Genomic DNA, 18,283 nt, shown 5'->3' with positions numbered 1-18,283 from the left:
CACCCATGGAAACCGGAGGCGTGATGAAACGCTTTCGCCCTGGGGTGCTGCCGACGCTGGTCGTTTTTGCGCTGTTGCCGCTGCTGGTCTGGCTGGGTTTCTGGCAGTTGGGCCGAGGTGAAGAGAAACGCCAGATGCTCGCCAGCTACGCCGAGCGCCGGGCGTCACCTCCGGTTGCTGTCGATCTGCTGCCCGGGGTGGCGGATCCGGCGTATCGGCATGTGCAGCTTCGCGGCACATTCGATGCCGAACACACCGTCTTGCTCGACAACAGCACGCGCGATGGCAAGGCCGGGGTAGAGCTGATTCAGCCGTTCCATGATCAGCCGAGTGGTCTGTGGCTGATGGTCAATCGAGGGTGGTTGCCCTGGCCGGATCGGCGGCTGCCCGCGCAGTTCGACACGCCGGCTCAGCGTTACATCCTCGACGCGTGGGTGTATGTGGCGCCGGGAGCGACCTTCCAGCTGCATCCGGACGCCAGGAGCGAGCGCTGGCCAAAGCTGATCACGGCCCTTGATCCTGCGGCGGTCTGGTCTGAGTTGCATCGGGACGGCTATGCCCATGAGCTGCGTCTCGAAGCGGGACCTGTGGCCTATCGCACCGACTGGCCTGTGGTCGCCATGGGGCCGGAAAAACATGTGGGCTACGCCGTGCAGTGGTTCGCGATGGCCACGGCTTTGTTCGGTCTTTATCTCTATCTGGGCTTCAACCAGACGGCAACAGCCAGACACAAAAAGAACAAGGAGACGCCGCATGGGGACCACCATGAATCCAGCCAGCACGTCTGACGCTGGCTCATCGATCAGACGTCGCCGGGGTCGATTGCAGTTGATCCTCGTGCTGCTCGTGGCGGTCGGGCCGATGGTGCTCGCCACCTGCATGTACACGTTCAAGTTCTGGGTTCCGGAGAGCCGCAGTTTTCATGGCGAACTCATCGGCAATGGCGAAAGCCGCGTCGAGCTCGGCGTGCAGTCGGACGAGAAGCGCTGGCAGATGCTGGTGACTGCGCCGCAACAGTGCGACGCCGATTGCCAGCAGTTGGTGTACCTGGCGCGGCAAATCCAGATCGGCCTGGGCCGAGACGCGTCGCGTGCCAGCCATGCGTTGAGCGCGGCGCAACCGCTTACGGCGCAGTTTGAGGCAACGCTTGCGCGCGAATACCCGCAGCTCCAGCGCTACCCGCTGGACGTGAAGCGGTATCGGCGCATGGCACCGGGTGTCGAGCTGCCGCAACTGTGGATCGTCGATCCCCATGGCAATCTGGTGTTGCGCTATGGCGCGCAAGTCAAAGGCAAGGATGTGCTCATCGACCTTCGTCAACTGCTGAAACTGTCGAACATCGGCTAAGGAGCAGGCGCCATGACCCGGCCAGGATTTCGTCTCGCACTGCTCGCCACGGTAGTCGCGCTGGTGGTCGTGTTGCTCGGTGCCTACACCCGGCTCACCCATGCAGGTCTGGGCTGCCCCGATTGGCCGGGGTGTTACGGCTTCATCAGCGTGCCCAACACCGAAGCTCAGTTGGCCCATGCAGAAGTCAGATTTCCCGACACACCGGTGGAGGCCGCCAAGGGCCACAACGAGATGGTGCATCGCTACTTCGCCGGAGGCCTCACGCTGCTGATCATGATGCTGGGCGTTCAGGCCTGGCATCGACGTCACATCATCGGGCAGCCCGTGGGATTGCCGCTGTTACTCCTCGCATTGGTGGTCACTCAGGCCGCCTTCGGCATGTGGACGGTGACGCTCAAGCTGTGGCCGCAAGTGGTGACAGCGCATCTGCTGGGCGGCATGTCGACGCTGAGCCTGTTGTTCTTGCTCACCCTGCGGCTGAGCGGGCGCTTTGCACCGATGGCGCTGACTACCACGCCCGAGGGCCAGCGTCTGCGGCGCATGGCCGTGGCAGGTCTGGTGCTGGTGGGATTGCAGATCGCGCTGGGTGGCTGGGTCAGCTCCAATTATGCGGCGATGGCGTGTCTCGATCTGCCCACCTGTCAGGGCCGCTGGTGGCCGGATACTGATTTCGCGAACGGCTTTCACCTGACCCAACACATCGGTCCCAACTATCTGGGCGGCAAGCTCGACAGCGATGCGCGCACCGCCATACACCTGACCCACCGAATCGGCGCGTTGCTGGTGACGTTCTCATTGTCGGCGCTGGCCTTCGCGCTTTACCGACTGGGGCTCAGAAGCATGGCGGCGCTTCTGGTGTCTGTCCTGGGCCTGCAGATTGCGCTGGGCATCGGCAATGTCGTGCTGCATCTGCCGCTTGCGTTGGCCGTCGCCCATAACGCCGGAGGTGCCGCCTTGATACTGACCCTGACGCTGATCAATTACCGCGTCAGGCCGCTGGTTGCCCTCGCCCCCCGCCAGGCATCGAACTGGTGGCAATACGCGCATGTGCTGTTGCACCTCGGCCCGCATCGCTGATTCAGTGTGCAGGTTTGAGCGCTGAGGTGCGGATCACTTTCGGCGACGGGCCCTGCTGATGTACCGTGGCCGCTGTTGCGCGCAACGATCGCTATTCCGGTCGGCTCCGATTCACCGCCGCTGAGGGATGCTCGTCGCGCTGCTCGTGATCATTACTTGATGCCGAATCCATGACCCGAACCCAGAAAACCGTCTTCATCCTTGTTGCCATCGTCGCTGTGGTGCTGGGCCTGACCGTCAATCGTGTGTTGTCCGGTAAAGACCAGGGCGATCAGACCGCGCTCATCGATGCGGGCATCATTCTGTTACCCCAAAGCCGGGAGGTCCCGGATCTGCAAATGACGAATCAGGACGGCCAGCCGGTGTCACTCGGCTCCCTCAAGGATAAATGGACCCTGCTGTTCTTTGGCTATACCTTCTGCCCGGACATCTGCCCGACCACGCTTGCGCAGTTGCGGCAGATAAAAAGCGAATTGCCTGAAGAGGCGGCTGCCAAACTGCGTGTGGTGCTGGTCAGCGTCGACCCCAATCGTGACACGCCTCAACAATTGAAGACGTACCTGGGCTACTTCGACAAACAGTTCGTTGGCCTGACCACACCGGTTGAAAACATTCAGAAGCTCGCCAATGCGGTGAGCATTCCGTTCATTCCCGCCGACACCAGCAAACCCAACTACACGGTCGATCACAGCGGCAACCTAGCCCTCCTCGGCCCCGACGGTATGCAACGCGGCTTCATCCGTGCACCGCTGAACAACCAAAAACTGGTGGCTCAATTGCCGGTCCTGCTCAAGAAGCAATAAAGCCAACGATAGGGCGGATCGTGATGTGTTGAGGCTTGCTCACGAAGGCGGCACCCTCAGACATCGATGTCGCCTGTCAGAATGCCTTCGCGGGCAAGCGCGCTCCTACGTGGGTCGCGGATTGGCTTAGAGACGTGTCAGTTTCAGTGTCGGAGGTGAAATCAGGTTGCGGAAGGTTCCGGCGCGAACCTCCGACCTGTGGGAGTGAGCTTGCTCACGAATGCGGCATCCCGGTGACATTGATGTCGACTGTCAGAATGCCTTCGCGAGCGAGCTCACTCCTACATGGATCGCAGAGTGGCTGAGAGACGTGTCAGTTTCATTGTCGGAAGTGGGATCGGCCTTGCGGAAGGTTCCGGCGCGAACCTCAGACCTGTGGGAGTGAGCTTGCTCACGAAGGCGGCATCTCGGTGACATCGATGTCGCCTGTCAGAATGCCTTCGCGGGCAAGCGCGCTCCTACATGGATCGCGCACTGGCCGAGGTCGAAGTCGGCTGTTTGCGACGAAAGATCGGTCCGATCAGAACGCCGGCACCACGGCGCCTTTGTACTTGGTCTCGATGAACTGCTTGGTCTCCGGACTGTGCAACGCAGCGACCAGTTTCTGGATGGCAGGCGAATCCTTGTTGTCTTCGCGGGTCACCAGGATGTTTGCGTAGGGCGACTCCTGACCTTCAATGATCAGCGCGTCCTTGGTCGGATCGAGCTTGGCGGTCAGCGCGTAGTTGGTGTTGATCAGCGCCAGGTCAACCTGGGTCAGCACGCGTGGCAGCGTGGCAGCTTCCAGCTCGCGGAATTTCAGTGCCTTTGGATTCTGTAGCACATCGCTTGGTTTGGCGGTGATGCTGGACGGATCCTTCAGAGTGATCAGACCGGCTTTGACCAGCAGCAGAAATGCACGCCCTTCGTTGGTCGCATCGTTCGGCAGCGCGACGGTCGCGCCGTCAGGCAGGTCGGCCAGGTTCTTGATCTTGTCCGAGTACGCCCCGAACGGTTCCACGTGAACCTTTGCGACGCTCACCAGGTGCGTGCCCTTGCCTTTGTTGAACTCATCCAGATACGGCTGGTGCTGGAAAAAGTTGGCGTCCATGCGCTTCTGATCGACCTGTACGTTGGGTTGAACGTAGTCGTTGAAGACCTTCACATTCAGCGTCACGCCCTCTTTGGCCAGGGTCGGCTTCACGAACTCGAGGATTTCGGCGTGAGGCACAGCGCTTGCCGCGACGGTCAGGGTTTCATCGGCGTGGGCGGAAAATGCAGCCACTGCAGCGAAGATGGCCAACAGCTTTTTCATGTGTTTCTACTCCTGAAATGCCCGCTCTTGGGCGAACACCTGCCGGTCAGCGACCGGCTCATTCAATTAACGATGCGAGAAGTGCGCGACCAGTCTGTCGCCCACGGTTTGCAGGATCTGCACCAGCACCAGCAGCAATACGACCGTCACGAACATCACATCGTTCTGGAAGCGCTGGTAACCGTAGCGAATCGCCAGGTCACCCAGACCGCCCGCACCCACTGCGCCGGCCATTGCCGTGAACGACACCAGCGCGATGGCGGTGACAGTGATCGCCGCCAGAATGCCCGGCCGCGCTTCCGGCAGCAGCGCCTTGAGAATGATCTGCCGCGTGGTCGCGCCCATCGCCTGAACGGCCTCGATGATGCCGCGATCCACCTCGCGCAGCGCAGTTTCCACCAGACGGGCAAAGAACGGCGTGGCGCCGGCGATCAGCGGAGGCAGCGTGCCGAGGATCCCCAGCGAAGTGCCGGTGATGATTTCGGTCAGCGGCATCATCACGATCAGCAGAATGATGAAAGGCAGCGCCCGGAGCATGTTCACGATCAGGCCTACAGTGGCGTAGACCGGTTTGTTCTCAAGCAACTGACGTGGCGATGTCAGGAACATCAGCACGCCCAGTGGCAGGCCCAGCAGCACGGTGAACGCCAGCGAGACGCCGAGCATGATCAAAGTGTCGCCAATCGCGACCCATATTTCATACCAGTCGACGTTGGAAAACAGGGTGGTGAGGGTATCCATCAGCGCAGGACCTCCATATGAACGTCAGCTGCGGTGAAGCGCGCGAACGCGGCCTCCATGTCGCCACCTGTGATGGCCAAAGTCAGTTGCCCGTAAGGCGTGTCTTTGATGCGGTCGATGCGTCCGGCCAGAATGCTGTAGTCCACACCGGTTTCCCGGGCGACCGTGCCCAACAGCGGCGCGTAGGTCGCATCGCCCTGGAAGGTCAGACGCACGATGCGACCTTCGACATGGGCGAAGTCGCTGCTCTGCTCGTTTTCATCGACCTGCTCGTCTTCCTGTACGAAACGGCGCGTGGTCGGGTGTTTGGGGTGCAGGAACACGTCGGCCACTGCGCCCTGCTCCACGATCACCCCCGCGTCCATCACCGCGACCTGATCGCACACCCGACGAATCACGTCCATCTCGTGGGTGATCAGCACGATGGTGAGCTTCAGCTCGCGATTGATCTCCGCCAGCAATTGCAGCACCGATGCCGTGGTTTGTGGGTCGAGGGCGCTGGTGGCCTCGTCGCACAACAGAATCTTCGGTTTGGTCGCCAGTGCACGGGCGATGCCGACGCGCTGTTTCTGACCGCCAGACAGCTGTGACGGGTATTTCTTCGCGTGGTCGGACAGACCGACCCGCGCCAGCAGCTCGGCCACTCGCTGGTCGATCTGCGCGCGGGACATATCCCCGGCCAGAGTCAGCGGCATGGCAACGTTGTCGGCGACGGTTTTGGACGACAGCAGGTTGAAGTGCTGAAAGATCATCCCGACCTGCCTGCGGAAACCGCGCAAGCCGTCGGCGTCCAGAGCGGTGACATCGACGTCATCGACCAGAATCTTGCCGCCGCTCGGCGCTTCGAGGCGATTGATCAGACGCAGCATCGTGCTTTTGCCAGCGCCGGAGTGGCCGATCAGGCCAAACACCTGGCCGTTCTCGACCCGCAGGCTGGTGGGGTGCAGTGCGGGAATTTCCCTGTCGCCGACGCGATAGGTTTTATGGACGTTTTGAAACTCGATCACTTAGCGAACCTTGTGGGGGCGCGGTAGAAATTCAGCGTGCGAGAAAGCTCGAAAACGCTGCTGGGCGATGCCATTTCGGCCTCGGCTGGGTAAACCGGGCGCGCATTTTAGCCTGTCGGGCCGGGGTTGGGCCCATCATTCTTAGCATTTATTTCGCGCGCGACCTGCTCAACGGTCATAACGCAGAATTCAAGCAACGGTAGACCAAAGGTCGAAAAAAACACGGAACGGCGGTTTTCATCCTCAGTCACTACATAAGCGCCGAAATTTCCCTGAGGGCTGTAAGGGAAATTCCTGCTTACTGAGCTCGCACCGCCTTTCGCCCACGGAAGAACGAGAAAAGAGCCGCCTGAACCGAGGAGTTTTTGTCCGATGGCTACAAATAAACCCACACCCGTCAGCGCAACACCGAAAAGCGAACTTGCCGGCACCGACACTTTGGATCGGGGCAACACCAACACCAAGCTCGACAGTCTGGAGCAGTTCCGCTCCGACGCTACTGGTCAGGCTCTGCGCACCAATCAGGGTGTCAAAGTCTCCGATAACCAGAACACACTCAAGGTTGGCAGCCGCGGCCCTTCGCTGCTCGAAGATTTCATCATGCGCGAGAAGATCACGCATTTTGACCACGAGCGTATTCCTGAGCGGATCGTTCACGCACGCGGCACTGCGGCCCATGGTTATTTCCAGAGCTACGAGAACCATTCCGCCCTCAGCAAGGCAGAATTCCTGCGCGATCCGGGGAAAAAGACACCCGTGTTCGTGCGTTTTTCCACCGTTCAAGGCCCGCGTGGCTCGGGCGATACCGTCCGCGATGTGCGCGGCTTTGCGGTGAAGTTCTACACCGAAGAAGGCAACTACGATCTGGTTGGCAACAACATGCCGGTGTTCTTCATTCAGGATGCCATCAAGTTTCCGGATTTCGTGCACGCCGTAAAACCTGAGCCGCACAACGAGATTCCTACCGGCGGATCGGCCCACGACACGTTCTGGGACTTCGTTTCGCTGGTGCCGGAATCTGCGCACATGGTGCTGTGGACCATGTCGGACCGCGCCATTCCAAAAAGCCTGCGCAGCATGCAGGGCTTTGGTATCCACACGTTCCGCATGATCAATACCGAGGGCAAGTCCTCGTTCGTCAAATTCCACTGGAAGCCTAAATACGGCACCTGTTCGCTTCTGTGGGACGAAGCCCAGAAGCTGGCCGGTAAAGACACCGATTACCACCGCCGCGATCTGTGGGAATCCATCGAGATGGGCGACTACCCGGAATGGGAGCTGGGCGTTCAGATCGTCGCTGAAGAAGACGAGCACAAGTTCGACTTCGATTTGCTCGATCCCACCAAGATCATCCCGGAGGAAATGGTGCCGGTCACGCCGTTGGGCAAGATGGTGCTCAATCGCAACCCTGACAACTATTTTGCCGAGACCGAGCAGGTCGCGTTCTGCCCAGGCCACGTAGTGCCAGGCATCGACTTCTCCAACGATCCGCTGCTGCAAGGTCGGCTGTTTTCCTACACCGACACGCAAATCAGCCGACTGGGCGGACCGAACTTCCACGAAATCCCGATCAACCGCCCGGTTTCGCCGAATCACAACGGCCAGCGCGATGCGCAGCACCGCACGACCATCGACAAGGGTCGCGCGTCCTACGAGCCGAACTCCATCGACGGCGGCTGGCCGAAAGAAACCCCGGCTGGCCCAGAGGATGGCGGCTTCGAGACGTATCAGGAGCGCGTCGAAGCGCACAAGGTGCGTGAGCGCAGCCCTTCCTTCGCGGACCATTTCTCGCAAGCCACGCTGTTTTTCAACAGCATGAGCGAGCATGAGAAAGAGCACATCATCGCGGCCTACAGTTTTGAGCTGGGCAAGGTCGATCGTGAGCACATCCGTGCGCGACAAGTGAACGAGATTCTCGCCAATATCGATCTGACCTTGGCACAGCGCGTCGCTGTAAACCTGGGTCTGCCGGCACCGACGGCTCCGACCGTCACGCCGCAGAAATCCGGCAAGCCGACGGTGGACAAGTCTCCGTTGCTTAGCCAGGTCAATTTGCTGCCAGGCGATATCGCCTCGCGCAAAGTGGCGATTCTGGTGGCTGATGGTGTAGACGACAAAGCCGTCGCGGCCATGAAGGCAGCCCTTGAAGCCGAGGCTGCGCACGCCAAGGTGCTCGGGCCAACCTCTGCGCCGGTGAAAACCGCTGGCGGCGGGACGCTGGCAGTGGACGCTTCTGCTGAAGGCCTGCCATCGATTGCTTTCGACGCGGTTTTCATTCCCGGCGGCGCAGCATCGGTGAAAGCCCTGATGGGCGACGGCGTGGCATTGCACTACGTGCTTGAGGCCTACAAGCATCTCAAGGCAATCGCTTACGCGGGCGACGCGAAAGAGTTGATCGACTTGCTGCGGCTTGAGGCCGATGCCGGCCTGCTCGCGGTGTCGGACAGCAAGTCGTTCGCGACTTTCTTCGACGCCATCAAGCAGCACCGGGTCTGGGCGCGGGAGCCTAAAGCCAAGGCGATTCCGGCTTGATAGCAGCCTCGCAAGCCTTACCTCGTCTGGATGAGCGCTGAGAAGTAGAAGCGCGATTGCCCGCGAATGAACGACACATCCGACACATTTGAGTCGGATGTGCTGTCCAAGACCGGGCAAGCGTGCTTCAAAATGCGTTGCAGTTATCGAAAAAAAGGCGTTGCCTGTGAGGGCAACGCCTTTTGTTTGATCAAAAAATAATCAGAGCGGGGCAGGTTTCAGAATCATCTGAGCTGGCTCAGTCTTCTCGATTTCACGCTGAATCTGCAATTCGAAGTCTGGATTGATCTTCGTCACGCGCTTGGTCAGCAACGTGGCCAACCAAGGATAATCGTCCGTTCGCGGTACCTGCACGATCACTTCGCAGTTGAACGCGGCCACGTCGGCGGCGATATCGTTCAGCTGACGACGGAGTTGTCTGGAGTCGCGGATGTTCAACTCGATGGTGGTGCTTTCCACGGTCGGATCGATGACCTTGGCTGTGCGCCTGGCTTCAGCCGCTTTCAATTCGGCTTCGGCTTTGTCCAGCTCGGCTTTACGGGCGTGGGCGATGGCGCCGTTCACACCGCTGGTCAAAGCAGGTGCCTTGGGCATCAGCGCGCGAGCGCGACTCAGCGCCGTTGCCGCGGCGTTGACGTCACCCTTCTGCAGGACGATCTGGCTGCGGCTCAGGTAGGCCTCGGCGAGTTGACGCTGATACTGCTCAAGGCGCGGATCATCGGGAGATTTGGCTTGCAGTGCGGCCAGCTGATCTTCAGCGGTCGCCAGCTCGCTGCTTGCGATGTTCTGTTCCAGCTGCTGATACGCATCCGGCGCCGCGGCGGGAGCGGGAGGCTCGACGGGCTTGCTCTGGCAGGCGACCAACAGGACGGAAAATGCAGCAAGCAGCAGATAACGGGATGCGAACGGCTTCATTCCTGCGATTCTCTATTTGCGCAAAAAACGAGCAAGTCTACACATAAGTGCCTTGCACCGAAAATAACTGATCACTATCAGGGGGCGATGCGAACGGTCATTGCACATTGCCGCCATGCATTTATTGCCGAATATGACTGTGACTGCTGCACAAGGTTCTACCGCTTGGGCAAAACGAAACTGAGCAAAAAAAGCGCCGCTGCAGACACCACAATAGACGGGCCCGCCGGCGTGTCCTTGAACCAGGACAACGCCAGCCCGCCGCAGACTGCAATCACCCCGATGATGCTGGCACCCAGTGCCATTTGCTCGGGAGAACGGGCGTGACGTTGTGCCGCAGCCGCTGGAATGATCAACAGCGAGGTAATCAGCAAAACCCCCACGATTTTCATCGCAACGGCGATTACCACGGCAATCAGCAGCATCAACGCCATGCGCAAGGTCGCGACTGGCAAGCCTTCGACGGTCGCCAGCTCCTCATGAACGGTGATCGCCAACAGCGGACGCCACAGCGCGCAGACCAGGATCAGCACCGCCGCGCTGCCGCCGAGAATCCATGACAGGTCGGTTGGGCTGATCGCCAGCAGATCACCAAACAGATAGCCCATCAGATCGATCCGGACATCGCGCATGAAGCTCAGGACCACAAGCCCCAGCGACAGGGTGCTTGGCGCAAGAATTCCGAGCAGGGTGTCCGACGCCAGTGGCTGACGCTGTTGCAGCGTGACCAGCACGATGGCCAAGAGCAAACAGCCGACGGTGACGGCAATCGCCGGGCTGATATCCAGCAGAAAGCCCAGTGCCACACCCAGCAATGCAGCGTGAGACAGCGTGTCACCAAAGTAGGCCATTCGCCGCCAGACCACAAAGGAGCCCAACGGGCCAGCCACTACCGCCAGAGCAAGGCCTGCGAGCAAGGCATAGAGTAGAAAATCAGCCATGCTTGCAGCTATCTCCGTGACTGTGGTCGTGAGGGTGGGAATGATCGTGGTCATGCGCCGCTGCGGGTTGGCAGACCTCGCCGTGCAGGTCGTGGGCATGATCGTGATGATGGTGATAAATCGCCAGGCTCGGTGCGTTCTGACCGAACAGCTCGACGAACGCCGGATCATTGCTGACCTGCTCCGGATGGCCGGAACAACAGACGTGCCGATTCAGGCAGACCACTTGGTCGGTGGTGCTCATCACCAGATGCAGATCATGGGAGACCATCAGCACACCGCACCGGTGGCGATCCCGAAGCTGTGTAATAAGTGCATACAGCTCCGCTTGCCCGGCCACGTCGACGCCTTGCACCGGTTCATCGAGTACCAGCAATTCAGGTTCACGCAGCAGCGCTCGCGCAAGCAGTACGCGCTGCATCTCGCCTCCGGAAATACCCTGGAGCGGGCTGTCGATGACTTTTTCAGCTCCGACTTCCGCCAGTGCCGACAATGCGGTCTCGCGGTCCACGCCTGGCACCAGCCGCAGGAAACGCAGCACCGACAGCGGCAACGTCGCGTCGATGTGCAGCTTTTGCGGCATATAACCGATGCGCAATTTTGGCTTGCGCCAGACCTCGCCGGTGTCAGGTTTGAGCAAGCCGAGCACCGCGCGCACCAGTGTGGTCTTGCCTGCGCCGTTGGGCCCGATCAGCGTCACGATTTCGCCGGGGCTGACGCTCAGCTGAATGTTTTCCAGCACGCTCTGGCCGGCACGCGTGACGCTGACGTCCTTCAAGCGGATCAGTGCGTCGCTCATCAAGCAGCCTTGCAGCCAGCACACACTCCGACGACTTCGACCGTCTGGGTTTCCACCGCAAAGCCGACTTCATTGGCCGCTGCCACGATGGATGCGCTGATGGCGGCGTGTTGCAACTCGATGGCGGCGTGGCACTCGCGACAGATCAGGAACTGGCCCTGATGCGCGTGCGTAGGGTGATTGCAGCCGGCGAATGCGTTGAGCGACGCGATGCGATGCACCAACCCGTTCTCCAGCAGGAAGTCCAGCGCACGGTAAACCGTGGGCGGCGCGGCGCGACGACCGTCTTCTTCACTGAGCACCGCGAGGATGTCGTAGGCGCCGAGCGGCTTGTGGCTTTGCCATACTAGCTCCAGAACGCGACGACGCAGAGCGGTCAAACGCAGGCCTTTACCGGCGCAGAGCGCATCGGCTTCAGCAAGCGCGCTGTGCACGCAGTGAGAGTGATCGTGAGGGCGACTGGCCAGCGGTGTTTTAGACATGGGCGGCGACGGCTATTGTGAGAGACGTTATTATGTTACCTGTTCCTGCCCCAATGAGTGGTCATCGTGTCCCGACTTTTTTTACTTTTTGTCGTATTCATCACCGGTTTTTCCTCCATCGCTACAGCCCAGGCCGACGTTCGTGTGCTGACCAGCATCAAGCCGCTACAGCTGATTGCAGCGGCCGTGCAGGATGGCATCGCCGTGCCCGAAGTGCTGCTGCCGCCGGGGGCGTCGCCGCATAATTACGCGCTGCGTCCATCCGACGTACGGCGCGTGCAGGAGGTCGATCTGCTTTACTGGATCGGCCCCGACATGGAGACGTTTCTCCCCCGCGTGCTCGCTAACCGGACCAAAGCGTCTGTGGCCGTTCAGTCCTTGCCGGGCATGCATCTGCGTCACTTCACAGCCAGCGATGAGCACCACGATGATGGCGACGAAGACGAGCACGATCACGACCACCGCCCCGGCAGCGTAGATGCGCATTTGTGGCTTTCATCGGCAAACGCCCGGGTGATCGCGGCCAAAATGGCGTCGGATCTGAGCCAGGGGGATCCGGCCAACGCTGCGCGCTATGACAGCAATCTTAAGGCGTTCGACGCGCGGATGGACGCTGTGGACGCGAAGATCAAGCAACGCGTGGCGGGCATCGCCGACAAGAAATTCTTCGTCTTTCATGAGGCGTTCGACTACTTCGAAGAAGCCTATGGCATCAAGCACGCCGGTGTCTTTGCGGTCAGCAGCGAGGTGCAGCCGGGCGCCCAGCATGTCGCTGCGATGCGCGCGCGCCTGAGCGAGTTCGGCAAGACCTGTGTATTCAGCGAGCCACCCTTGCGTCCGCGTCTGGCCGACACGCTGAGTGCCGGTCTGCCGGTCAAACTGGCGGAGCTGGACGCGCTGGGTGGGTACACACCAGCCACTGCGCAGGGCTATGAGCAATTGCTGAGCAAACTCGCGGATGATCTGGCGGGGTGTCTGGAGGGTCTGTAACGTTTGGGCTGACGCCATTGCAGGCCAGCGCGCCTCTGGCTTGCACGCGCTTTTGTGGGCTGAGCAAATCTCTAGGCGCGCTTCCCTGCGATGGCCTTTTGTAGATTACAACGCAAACGGCAGCGGAATGTGGGTCTCCTGGCGCTGCTCCAGTCGCACGCGGAATTCGGACGGGTCGTGGATCAACACGTCCTGGCCGGCGAAGGTCTCGGCAGCAATCAGGCGTGAGAGCCAGAATCGCACGCACCCGACACGAAGCATGGTCGACCACAGCTCGGCTTCCGCTGCGGTGAACGGCCTCAGCGCGGCATACGCGCCGAGCAAGGCGCGTGCGCGCGGGGCGTCAATGCTGCCGTCCGCAAACGAACACCAGTCATTCACGGCAATCGCCACGTCGTAGAGCATCGGACCTGAGCATGCGTTGTAGAAGTCGATCACGCCGGTCAGGTGCGTGCCTTCGAACAAGGTATTGTCGCGGAACAGGTCAGCGTGAAGATTGGCCCGCGGCAGCGCCATGATCTTCCCCTTCAGGCGGCGGATTTCCTCCACAGCCGTGGTGAGCAGCGCGCCTTGCGCCTCATCAAGATGCGAAATGAAATTGCTGCCCTCTTCCAGCATCCAGTCCAGACCGCGATCCGTCTTGCGCTCGATGATTCTTTCGCGGGTCGCCAGGTGCATGTGCGCCAACAATTCACCGATCTGCACGCAATGCTGGGTATTGGGCTCGGTCGGGTGCTTGCCCGCCAGGCGCGGTTGCAGTAGTGCCGGCTTGCCTTTGAGCTCGCGCAGGGCCTGACCATCGGTGGTGCGCAGCGCGTAAGGGACGGGCAGGTTGGCGTCGTGCAGCACATCCAGCAGCTCGATGAAAAACGGCATCTCCTGAACGGGGCCACGCTCGACCAGCGTCAGTACGAACTCCCCACGCTCAAGGCTCACGAAAAAGTTGGTGTTTTCACTTCCGGCGGCAATGCCCTGGAAATCACGCAGTGCGCCAAGCCCGTACGGGGCGAGAAAAGCTTCCAGCTCGGGCCGAGCCAGGGGAGTAAAAACGGACATAGAAGACTGCCAGCAAGAGAGTGAATGTAAGGCGTTACCAGCTGAATAGTACCCACTGAGGGATCAGCATGTCCGGTTGATCCGAACGAATGAATTGCCCGCTTGTGCCATCAGCGCGCACCAGATAATACGGCTTGCCATGTTTGGGCGTGATTTTAACCGCATACACGAAGCCGTTGGCTTTGTACTCCTGAATGAAATTCTCGCCGTCCTTGCTGATGGTGACGTCGGGCTCCGCCGAAGGCGCTTCGTCGTCGACAGCCATGGCCAGCGCGGGGCAGGCGGCTAACAACAAGACCAGTGACAGGCGATTTGGCGCGCGCATGATAACCTTGTCCCTTTGTCGTCAACGGTCTTCGCATTCTAGCGCCGACCCCGCCGAAAAGGTTGATCCTGCACATGAGTCTCGCGCCCCTCGTCCTGGTGGACGGTTCTTCTTATCTGTACCGCGCCTTCCACGCGCTGCCGCCGCTCACTACGTCCAAGGGCCTGCCCACCGGTGCGGTCAAGGGCGTGCTCAACATGCTCAAGAGCCTGCGCAAGCAATATCCCGAAAGCCCCTTTGCCGTGGTCTTCGATGCGAAGGGCGGGACGTTTCGCGATGAAATGTTCGCCGAGTACAAAGCCAATCGGCCGAGCATGCCCGATGACATGCGCGTGCAAATCGATTTCCTGCACAACTGCGTCAAAGGCCTGGGGTATCCGCTGCTTTGCGTTGAAGGCGTTGAAGCCGACGATGTGATCGGCACGCTTGCGCGCAGCAGTGCAGCCGCCGATCGCCCGGTCGTCATCTCCACGGGTGACAAAGACATGGCTCAACTGGTGGATGGTCACATCACGCTGGTCAACACCATGACCGGCAGCGTTCTCGACGTGGCCGGCGTTAAGGAAAAGTTTGGGGTCGGTCCGGAGCACATCATCGATTATCTCGCACTGATGGGCGACAAAGTCGACAATATCCCCGGCGTTCCCGGCGTGGGCGAAAAGACCGCGGCCGGACTGCTGGTCGGTATCAACGGCGGTCTCAAAGAGCTCTATGAGAACCTCGACAAGGTGCCGACACTGGCCATTCGTGGCGCGAAATCCCTGCCAGCCAAGCTTGAAGAGCACAGGGAAATGGCATTTCTTTCCTACCAGTTGGCGACGATCAAAGTGGACGTTCCACTGGATATCGAGCTGGACGCTCTGCATTGCGGCGAGCCTGACCGCGAAGCGTTGCTGGCGTTGTACACCGAGCTTGAGTTCAAGAGCTGGATCAACGATCTGCAACGCGAAGCCAAGCAGGACGGCGCCGAGATTCCGACCGCGGCCGCCGAGCCCGCGCCGGTCATTGAAGCCAAGTATGAATTGATCCTTGAGCAGACGCAGTTCGACGCCTGGCTGAAGAAACTTGAAGCGGCCAAACTGTTTGCATTCGTGGTGCAAAGCAACGGTATCGACGCCCAGCGGGCGCAAGTGGTGGGCTTGTCGTTTGCGATAAAAACCCACGAGGCCTGCTACATCCCGCTGACCCATTCCTACATGGGCGTGCCGCAACAGCTGGATCGCGACGCAGTGCTCAAGGCCGTGAAGCCGATGCTGGAGGATGCCGGCAAGGTCAAGGTCGGTCAGCACGCAAAGTTCGCGATCAACCTGCTCGCCAATTGCGCGATCGACGGCGATCAGCAGCAGGGTATCCAGGTGCAGGGCGTCAAGTTCGACACGATGCTGGAGTCGTATGTCCTGGACTCCACCGCCACGCGGCATGATCGCGACAGTCTGGTGGCCAAGTATCTGGATCACACCCCGGTGAATTTCCAGGAAATCGCGGGCAAAGGTGCCAAGCAGCTTTCGTTCGATCAGATCGCGCTTGAGCAGGCAGGCATGTACGCCGCTGAAGAAGTCGATCTGACCCTGCGCTTGCATGAAACGCTTCAGGAAAAACTGAGCAAGACACCCTCCCTTGCGCCGGTGCTCAACGACATTGAAATGCCGTTGATGCCTGTGCTGGCGCGCATCGAGCGCCAGGGCGCGTTCGTGGATGCCAAGCTTCTGGGCATCCAGAGTGTGGAGCTGGGCAACAAAATGACCGAGCTCGAGCGCGAGGCGTTTGCGATTGCCGGCGAGGAGTTCAATCTCGGTTCGCCGAAGCAGCTGGGCGTGATCCTCTACGAAAAGCTCGGCATGCCGATCATTAGCAAAACAGCCACCGGCCAGCCCTCCACGGCCGAAGCCGTACTGGCGGAGCTGGCCGAACAGGACTTCCCGCTGCCTAAAGTGCTGATGCAGTACCGCTCGATGAGCAAGCTTAAGAGCACTTACACCGACCGGTTGCCGGAGCAGATCAATCCGCGCACCGGGCGGATTCACACGTCGTATCACCAAGCGGTCGCGGTCACCGGGCGCTTGTCCTCCAGCGATCCGAACCTGCAGAACATCCCGATCCGGACCGCCGAAGGTCGCCGTATCCGTCAGGCCTTCGTCGCCCCGCAGGGCTACAAGTTGCTGGCGGCGGACTATTCGCAGATTGAACTGCGGATCATGGCGCACCTGGCCAAGGACGAAGGGCTGCTGCACGCGTTCCGCAACGATCTGGACGTGCACCGGGCGACCGCTGGCGAGGTGTTCGGTGTCGAGTTGGCGGACGTCACCCATGACATGCGCCGCAGCGCCAAGGCGATCAACTTTGGTCTGATTTATGGCATGAGCGCATTCGGTCTTGCCAAGCAGATCGGTGTCGACCGCAAGCAGTCGCAAGCCTACGTCGACCGCTACTTCGCGCGGTATCCGGGCGTGCTGGAGTACATGGAGCGCACCCGCACGCAGGCGGCGGAACAAGGCTTTGTGGAGACCATTTTCGGTCGCCGTCTCTACCTGCCGGACATCAACGCGAAGAACCAGGCGCTGCGCAAAGGCGCTGAACGCATGGCGATCAACGCGCCGATGCAAGGCACTGCCGCCGATATCATCAAGCGCGCCATGGTGGCGGTGAACGGCTGGCTGGATTCGTCAGGCCTGGATGCGCGCGTCATCCTGCAGGTTCACGACGAACTGGTGCTCGAGGTGCGCGAGGACCTGGTGGAGCAGATCAGCAAGGACATCCGCGTGCACATGAGCGGTGCAGCCGAGCTGGACGTTCCGCTGTTGGTGGAAGTGGGTGTGGGGAACAACTGGGACGAGGCGCATTGATCATTAAATGATCGAAGAATGCGGCTTTGTGAGCGAGCTTGTTTGACAACAGGTCTTCAGACGTCACGCACACGTGTCGTCTGGGGCTTAACGAGTGAGCGCGCTGCCGCGAGTCTCCGGTTGAGCGCTCTGGAACGGGCCGCAACAGACAAGTCCTGCCTGGCGCCAACATTAAATTTCCTCAGGTTTTGAACTTCCGCGGACAAAACCCGGTCAGAGTTTGCGAATGGCTGACGTAGCCATTCATGCTCCTATGTTGTGTTAAGTGTTGGCAGATATCCGGACCCCTTCCCTAGAGGTCTGGACTTAGACCCCGAACTTCCCCTCCCCATATGAAGTCCGGGGTTTTTTTTGCCTGCGATTCAAGCCGCAGGCGCTTTGTCTTCCAGTTCCATCCAGTCAGCGAGCACGGTATACGCCTCTTCCAGGCCCAGGCGCTTGGGTGCCGAGAACAGCTGGATGGTGACCGTGTCGCCCCACCCCTTTCGAATTTCGGACTGCACTTTGAGCAGCGTATTCTTCGCGGCGCCGAAGGTCAGCTTGTCCGCTTTGGTCAGCAGAATATGCATCGGCATGCCGCTGGCGATGGCCCAGTCGAGCATCAGCAGGTCGAAATCGGTCATCGGATGGCGAATGTCCATCATCAGAATCAGACCCTTCAGACTTTCGCGGCTGCCCAGATACGCCTCAAGGTGACGCTGCCAGTGCTGCTTGAGCGGGATGGGCACTTTCGCGTAGCCATAACCTGGCAGATCCACCAGCCGACGATCATCGTCCAGACTGAAGAAGTTCAGGAGCTGGGTACGGCCCGGCGTCTTGGAAGTGCGCGCCAGACTGGCATGGGTCAGCGTGTTCAGCGCGCTTGATTTACCGGCGTTGGAGCGACCGGCGAAAGCCACTTCAAAGCCTTCGTCGTCCGGGCATTGATCGACTTTGGCGGCGCTGAGCATGAACTTGGCTTGTTGGCACAAACCGAGGATCGGGTTTTTCAGTTGCATGGGATATCCGGTGGGAGCGTTGCGGCAGAGGCGCGGCAACGGGGTGTCGTTTCCGTTTGATGGACGCAAGTATATAATGCCGCAGATTTTGTGTGTGCTTTGTCCACTCGCAGGATGAAGTTCGTAGAAG

General features: G+C 60.2%; 17 protein-coding genes. 7 read left to right on the top strand and 10 right to left on the bottom strand.

The window, feature by feature from the left end:
- The first annotated feature begins 23 nt into the window (after positions 1–23).
- From QRN36_RS02970 to QRN36_RS02955, 4 genes are all read left to right on the top strand, one after another.
- A complete protein-coding gene (locus QRN36_RS02970; RefSeq protein WP_285422747.1) occupies positions 24–788 on the top strand; it encodes an SURF1 family protein in 765 nt (254 codons plus the stop codon).
- Complete coding sequence (locus QRN36_RS02965; RefSeq protein ID WP_285422746.1) at positions 754–1,347, top strand: hypothetical protein; 594 nt, start codon at positions 754–756, stop codon at positions 1,345–1,347. The genes QRN36_RS02970 and QRN36_RS02965 overlap by 35 nt, the downstream gene beginning before the upstream one ends.
- A 12-nt stretch (positions 1,348–1,359) precedes the next feature.
- The gene (locus QRN36_RS02960) at positions 1,360–2,427 is read left to right on the top strand and encodes a heme A synthase (RefSeq protein ID WP_306470191.1); all 1,068 of its coding nucleotides are present in this window, start codon (positions 1,360–1,362) and stop codon (positions 2,425–2,427) included.
- Between the two features lie 170 nt (positions 2,428–2,597).
- Positions 2,598–3,230: an SCO family protein gene (locus tag QRN36_RS02955; protein ID WP_285422745.1), complete on the top strand. Its 633-nt coding sequence runs from the start codon at positions 2,598–2,600 to the stop codon at positions 3,228–3,230.
- Positions 3,231–3,750: 520 nt separating this feature from the next.
- Here the strand turns inward: QRN36_RS02955 and QRN36_RS02950 are convergent.
- From QRN36_RS02950 to QRN36_RS02940, 3 genes are all read right to left on the bottom strand, one after another.
- Positions 3,751–4,524, bottom strand: a complete 774-nt coding sequence (locus tag QRN36_RS02950) for a MetQ/NlpA family ABC transporter substrate-binding protein (protein WP_285422744.1) — start codon at positions 4,522–4,524, stop codon at positions 3,751–3,753.
- Between the two features lie 66 nt (positions 4,525–4,590).
- On the bottom strand, positions 4,591–5,265 hold the full coding sequence (locus QRN36_RS02945) for a methionine ABC transporter permease (protein ID WP_285422743.1): 675 nt from the start codon (positions 5,263–5,265) through the stop codon (positions 4,591–4,593).
- Positions 5,265–6,272, bottom strand: a complete 1,008-nt coding sequence (locus QRN36_RS02940) for a methionine ABC transporter ATP-binding protein (RefSeq protein WP_285422742.1) — start codon at positions 6,270–6,272, stop codon at positions 5,265–5,267. Before QRN36_RS02940 ends, QRN36_RS02945 begins: the two co-directional genes overlap by 1 nt.
- Before the next feature lie 372 nt (positions 6,273–6,644).
- Here QRN36_RS02940 and katE point away from each other — a divergent pair, with 372 nt between their 5' ends.
- Entirely contained in the window at positions 6,645–8,804 is a 2,160-nt protein-coding gene (katE, locus tag QRN36_RS02935) for a catalase HPII (protein WP_285422741.1), read from the top strand.
- Positions 8,805–9,005: 201 nt separating this feature from the next.
- Here katE and QRN36_RS02930 read toward each other — a convergent pair whose 3' ends face one another.
- From QRN36_RS02930 to zur, 4 genes are all read right to left on the bottom strand, one after another.
- Positions 9,006–9,719 carry a PA5502 family lipoprotein gene (locus QRN36_RS02930; RefSeq protein WP_285422740.1) on the bottom strand — a complete coding sequence of 238 codons (714 nt, stop codon included), beginning with the start codon at positions 9,717–9,719 and terminating at the stop codon, positions 9,006–9,008.
- 158 nt (positions 9,720–9,877) lie between these two features.
- On the bottom strand, positions 9,878–10,660 hold the full coding sequence (gene znuB / locus QRN36_RS02925) for a zinc ABC transporter permease subunit ZnuB (protein WP_285422739.1): 783 nt from the start codon (positions 10,658–10,660) through the stop codon (positions 9,878–9,880).
- Positions 10,653–11,459 carry a zinc ABC transporter ATP-binding protein ZnuC gene (gene znuC, locus QRN36_RS02920; RefSeq protein ID WP_285422738.1) on the bottom strand — a complete coding sequence of 269 codons (807 nt, stop codon included), beginning with the start codon at positions 11,457–11,459 and terminating at the stop codon, positions 10,653–10,655. The genes znuB and znuC overlap by 8 nt, the downstream gene beginning before the upstream one ends.
- Entirely contained in the window at positions 11,459–11,941 is a 483-nt protein-coding gene (gene zur, locus QRN36_RS02915; protein ID WP_093466656.1) for a zinc uptake transcriptional repressor Zur, read from the bottom strand. The genes znuC and zur overlap by 1 nt, the downstream gene beginning before the upstream one ends.
- 57 nt (positions 11,942–11,998) lie before the next feature.
- Between zur and znuA the strand changes: the two genes are divergently transcribed.
- Complete coding sequence (znuA, locus tag QRN36_RS02910; protein WP_285422737.1) at positions 11,999–12,931, top strand: zinc ABC transporter substrate-binding protein ZnuA; 933 nt, start codon at positions 11,999–12,001, stop codon at positions 12,929–12,931.
- Positions 12,932–13,036: 105 nt separating this feature from the next.
- On the opposite strand, the gene QRN36_RS02905 is transcribed toward znuA, so the two are convergent.
- Together QRN36_RS02905 and QRN36_RS02900 are read right to left on the bottom strand one after the other, a co-directional pair.
- Positions 13,037–13,987, bottom strand: a complete 951-nt coding sequence (locus QRN36_RS02905; RefSeq protein WP_285422736.1) for a homoserine kinase — start codon at positions 13,985–13,987, stop codon at positions 13,037–13,039.
- Between the two features lie 34 nt (positions 13,988–14,021).
- Positions 14,022–14,312 (bottom strand): DUF2782 domain-containing protein, encoded by a 291-nt coding sequence (locus QRN36_RS02900; RefSeq protein WP_093466662.1) that lies wholly within the window; start codon positions 14,310–14,312, stop codon positions 14,022–14,024.
- A 74-nt stretch (positions 14,313–14,386) separates the two neighbouring features.
- Here QRN36_RS02900 and polA point away from each other — a divergent pair, with 74 nt between their 5' ends.
- Positions 14,387–17,155 (top strand): DNA polymerase I, encoded by a 2,769-nt coding sequence (polA, locus tag QRN36_RS02895; RefSeq protein ID WP_285422735.1) that lies wholly within the window; start codon positions 14,387–14,389, stop codon positions 17,153–17,155.
- Between the two features lie 362 nt (positions 17,156–17,517).
- On the opposite strand, the gene yihA is transcribed toward polA, so the two are convergent.
- A complete protein-coding gene (gene yihA / locus QRN36_RS02890; protein ID WP_285422734.1) occupies positions 17,518–18,153 on the bottom strand; it encodes a ribosome biogenesis GTP-binding protein YihA/YsxC in 636 nt (211 codons plus the stop codon).
- Between the last annotated feature and the right edge of the window lie 130 nt (positions 18,154–18,283).

This window comes from Pseudomonas sp. efr-133-TYG-103a (assembly GCF_030209235.1).
Taxonomy (GTDB): domain Bacteria; phylum Pseudomonadota; class Gammaproteobacteria; order Pseudomonadales; family Pseudomonadaceae; genus Aquipseudomonas.
Note: the sequence above shows the minus strand (reverse complement) of the source record. Positions and strands in the feature narration are given on the sequence as shown.

Coding starts and splice junctions, on each gene's coding strand:
- QRN36_RS02970 (WP_285422747.1), top strand. CDS start 24: ATGAAACGCTTTCGCCCTGGGGTGCTGCCGACGCTGGTCGTTTTTGCG.
- QRN36_RS02965 (WP_285422746.1), top strand. CDS start 754: ATGGGGACCACCATGAATCCAGCCAGCACGTCTGACGCTGGCTCATCG.
- QRN36_RS02960 (WP_306470191.1), top strand. CDS start 1,360: ATGACCCGGCCAGGATTTCGTCTCGCACTGCTCGCCACGGTAGTCGCG.
- QRN36_RS02955 (WP_285422745.1), top strand. CDS start 2,598: ATGACCCGAACCCAGAAAACCGTCTTCATCCTTGTTGCCATCGTCGCT.
- QRN36_RS02950 (WP_285422744.1), bottom strand. CDS start 4,524: ATGAAAAAGCTGTTGGCCATCTTCGCTGCAGTGGCTGCATTTTCCGCC.
- QRN36_RS02945 (WP_285422743.1), bottom strand. CDS start 5,265: ATGGATACCCTCACCACCCTGTTTTCCAACGTCGACTGGTATGAAATA.
- katE (WP_285422741.1), top strand. CDS start 6,645: ATGGCTACAAATAAACCCACACCCGTCAGCGCAACACCGAAAAGCGAA.
- QRN36_RS02930 (WP_285422740.1), bottom strand. CDS start 9,719: ATGAAGCCGTTCGCATCCCGTTATCTGCTGCTTGCTGCATTTTCCGTC.
- znuB (WP_285422739.1), bottom strand. CDS start 10,660: ATGGCTGATTTTCTACTCTATGCCTTGCTCGCAGGCCTTGCTCTGGCG.
- znuC (WP_285422738.1), bottom strand. CDS start 11,459: ATGAGCGACGCACTGATCCGCTTGAAGGACGTCAGCGTCACGCGTGCC.
- zur (WP_093466656.1), bottom strand. CDS start 11,941: ATGTCTAAAACACCGCTGGCCAGTCGCCCTCACGATCACTCTCACTGC.
- QRN36_RS02905 (WP_285422736.1), bottom strand. CDS start 13,987: ATGTCCGTTTTTACTCCCCTGGCTCGGCCCGAGCTGGAAGCTTTTCTC.
- QRN36_RS02900 (WP_093466662.1), bottom strand. CDS start 14,312: ATGCGCGCGCCAAATCGCCTGTCACTGGTCTTGTTGTTAGCCGCCTGC.
- polA (WP_285422735.1), top strand. CDS start 14,387: ATGAGTCTCGCGCCCCTCGTCCTGGTGGACGGTTCTTCTTATCTGTAC.
- yihA (WP_285422734.1), bottom strand. CDS start 18,153: ATGCAACTGAAAAACCCGATCCTCGGTTTGTGCCAACAAGCCAAGTTC.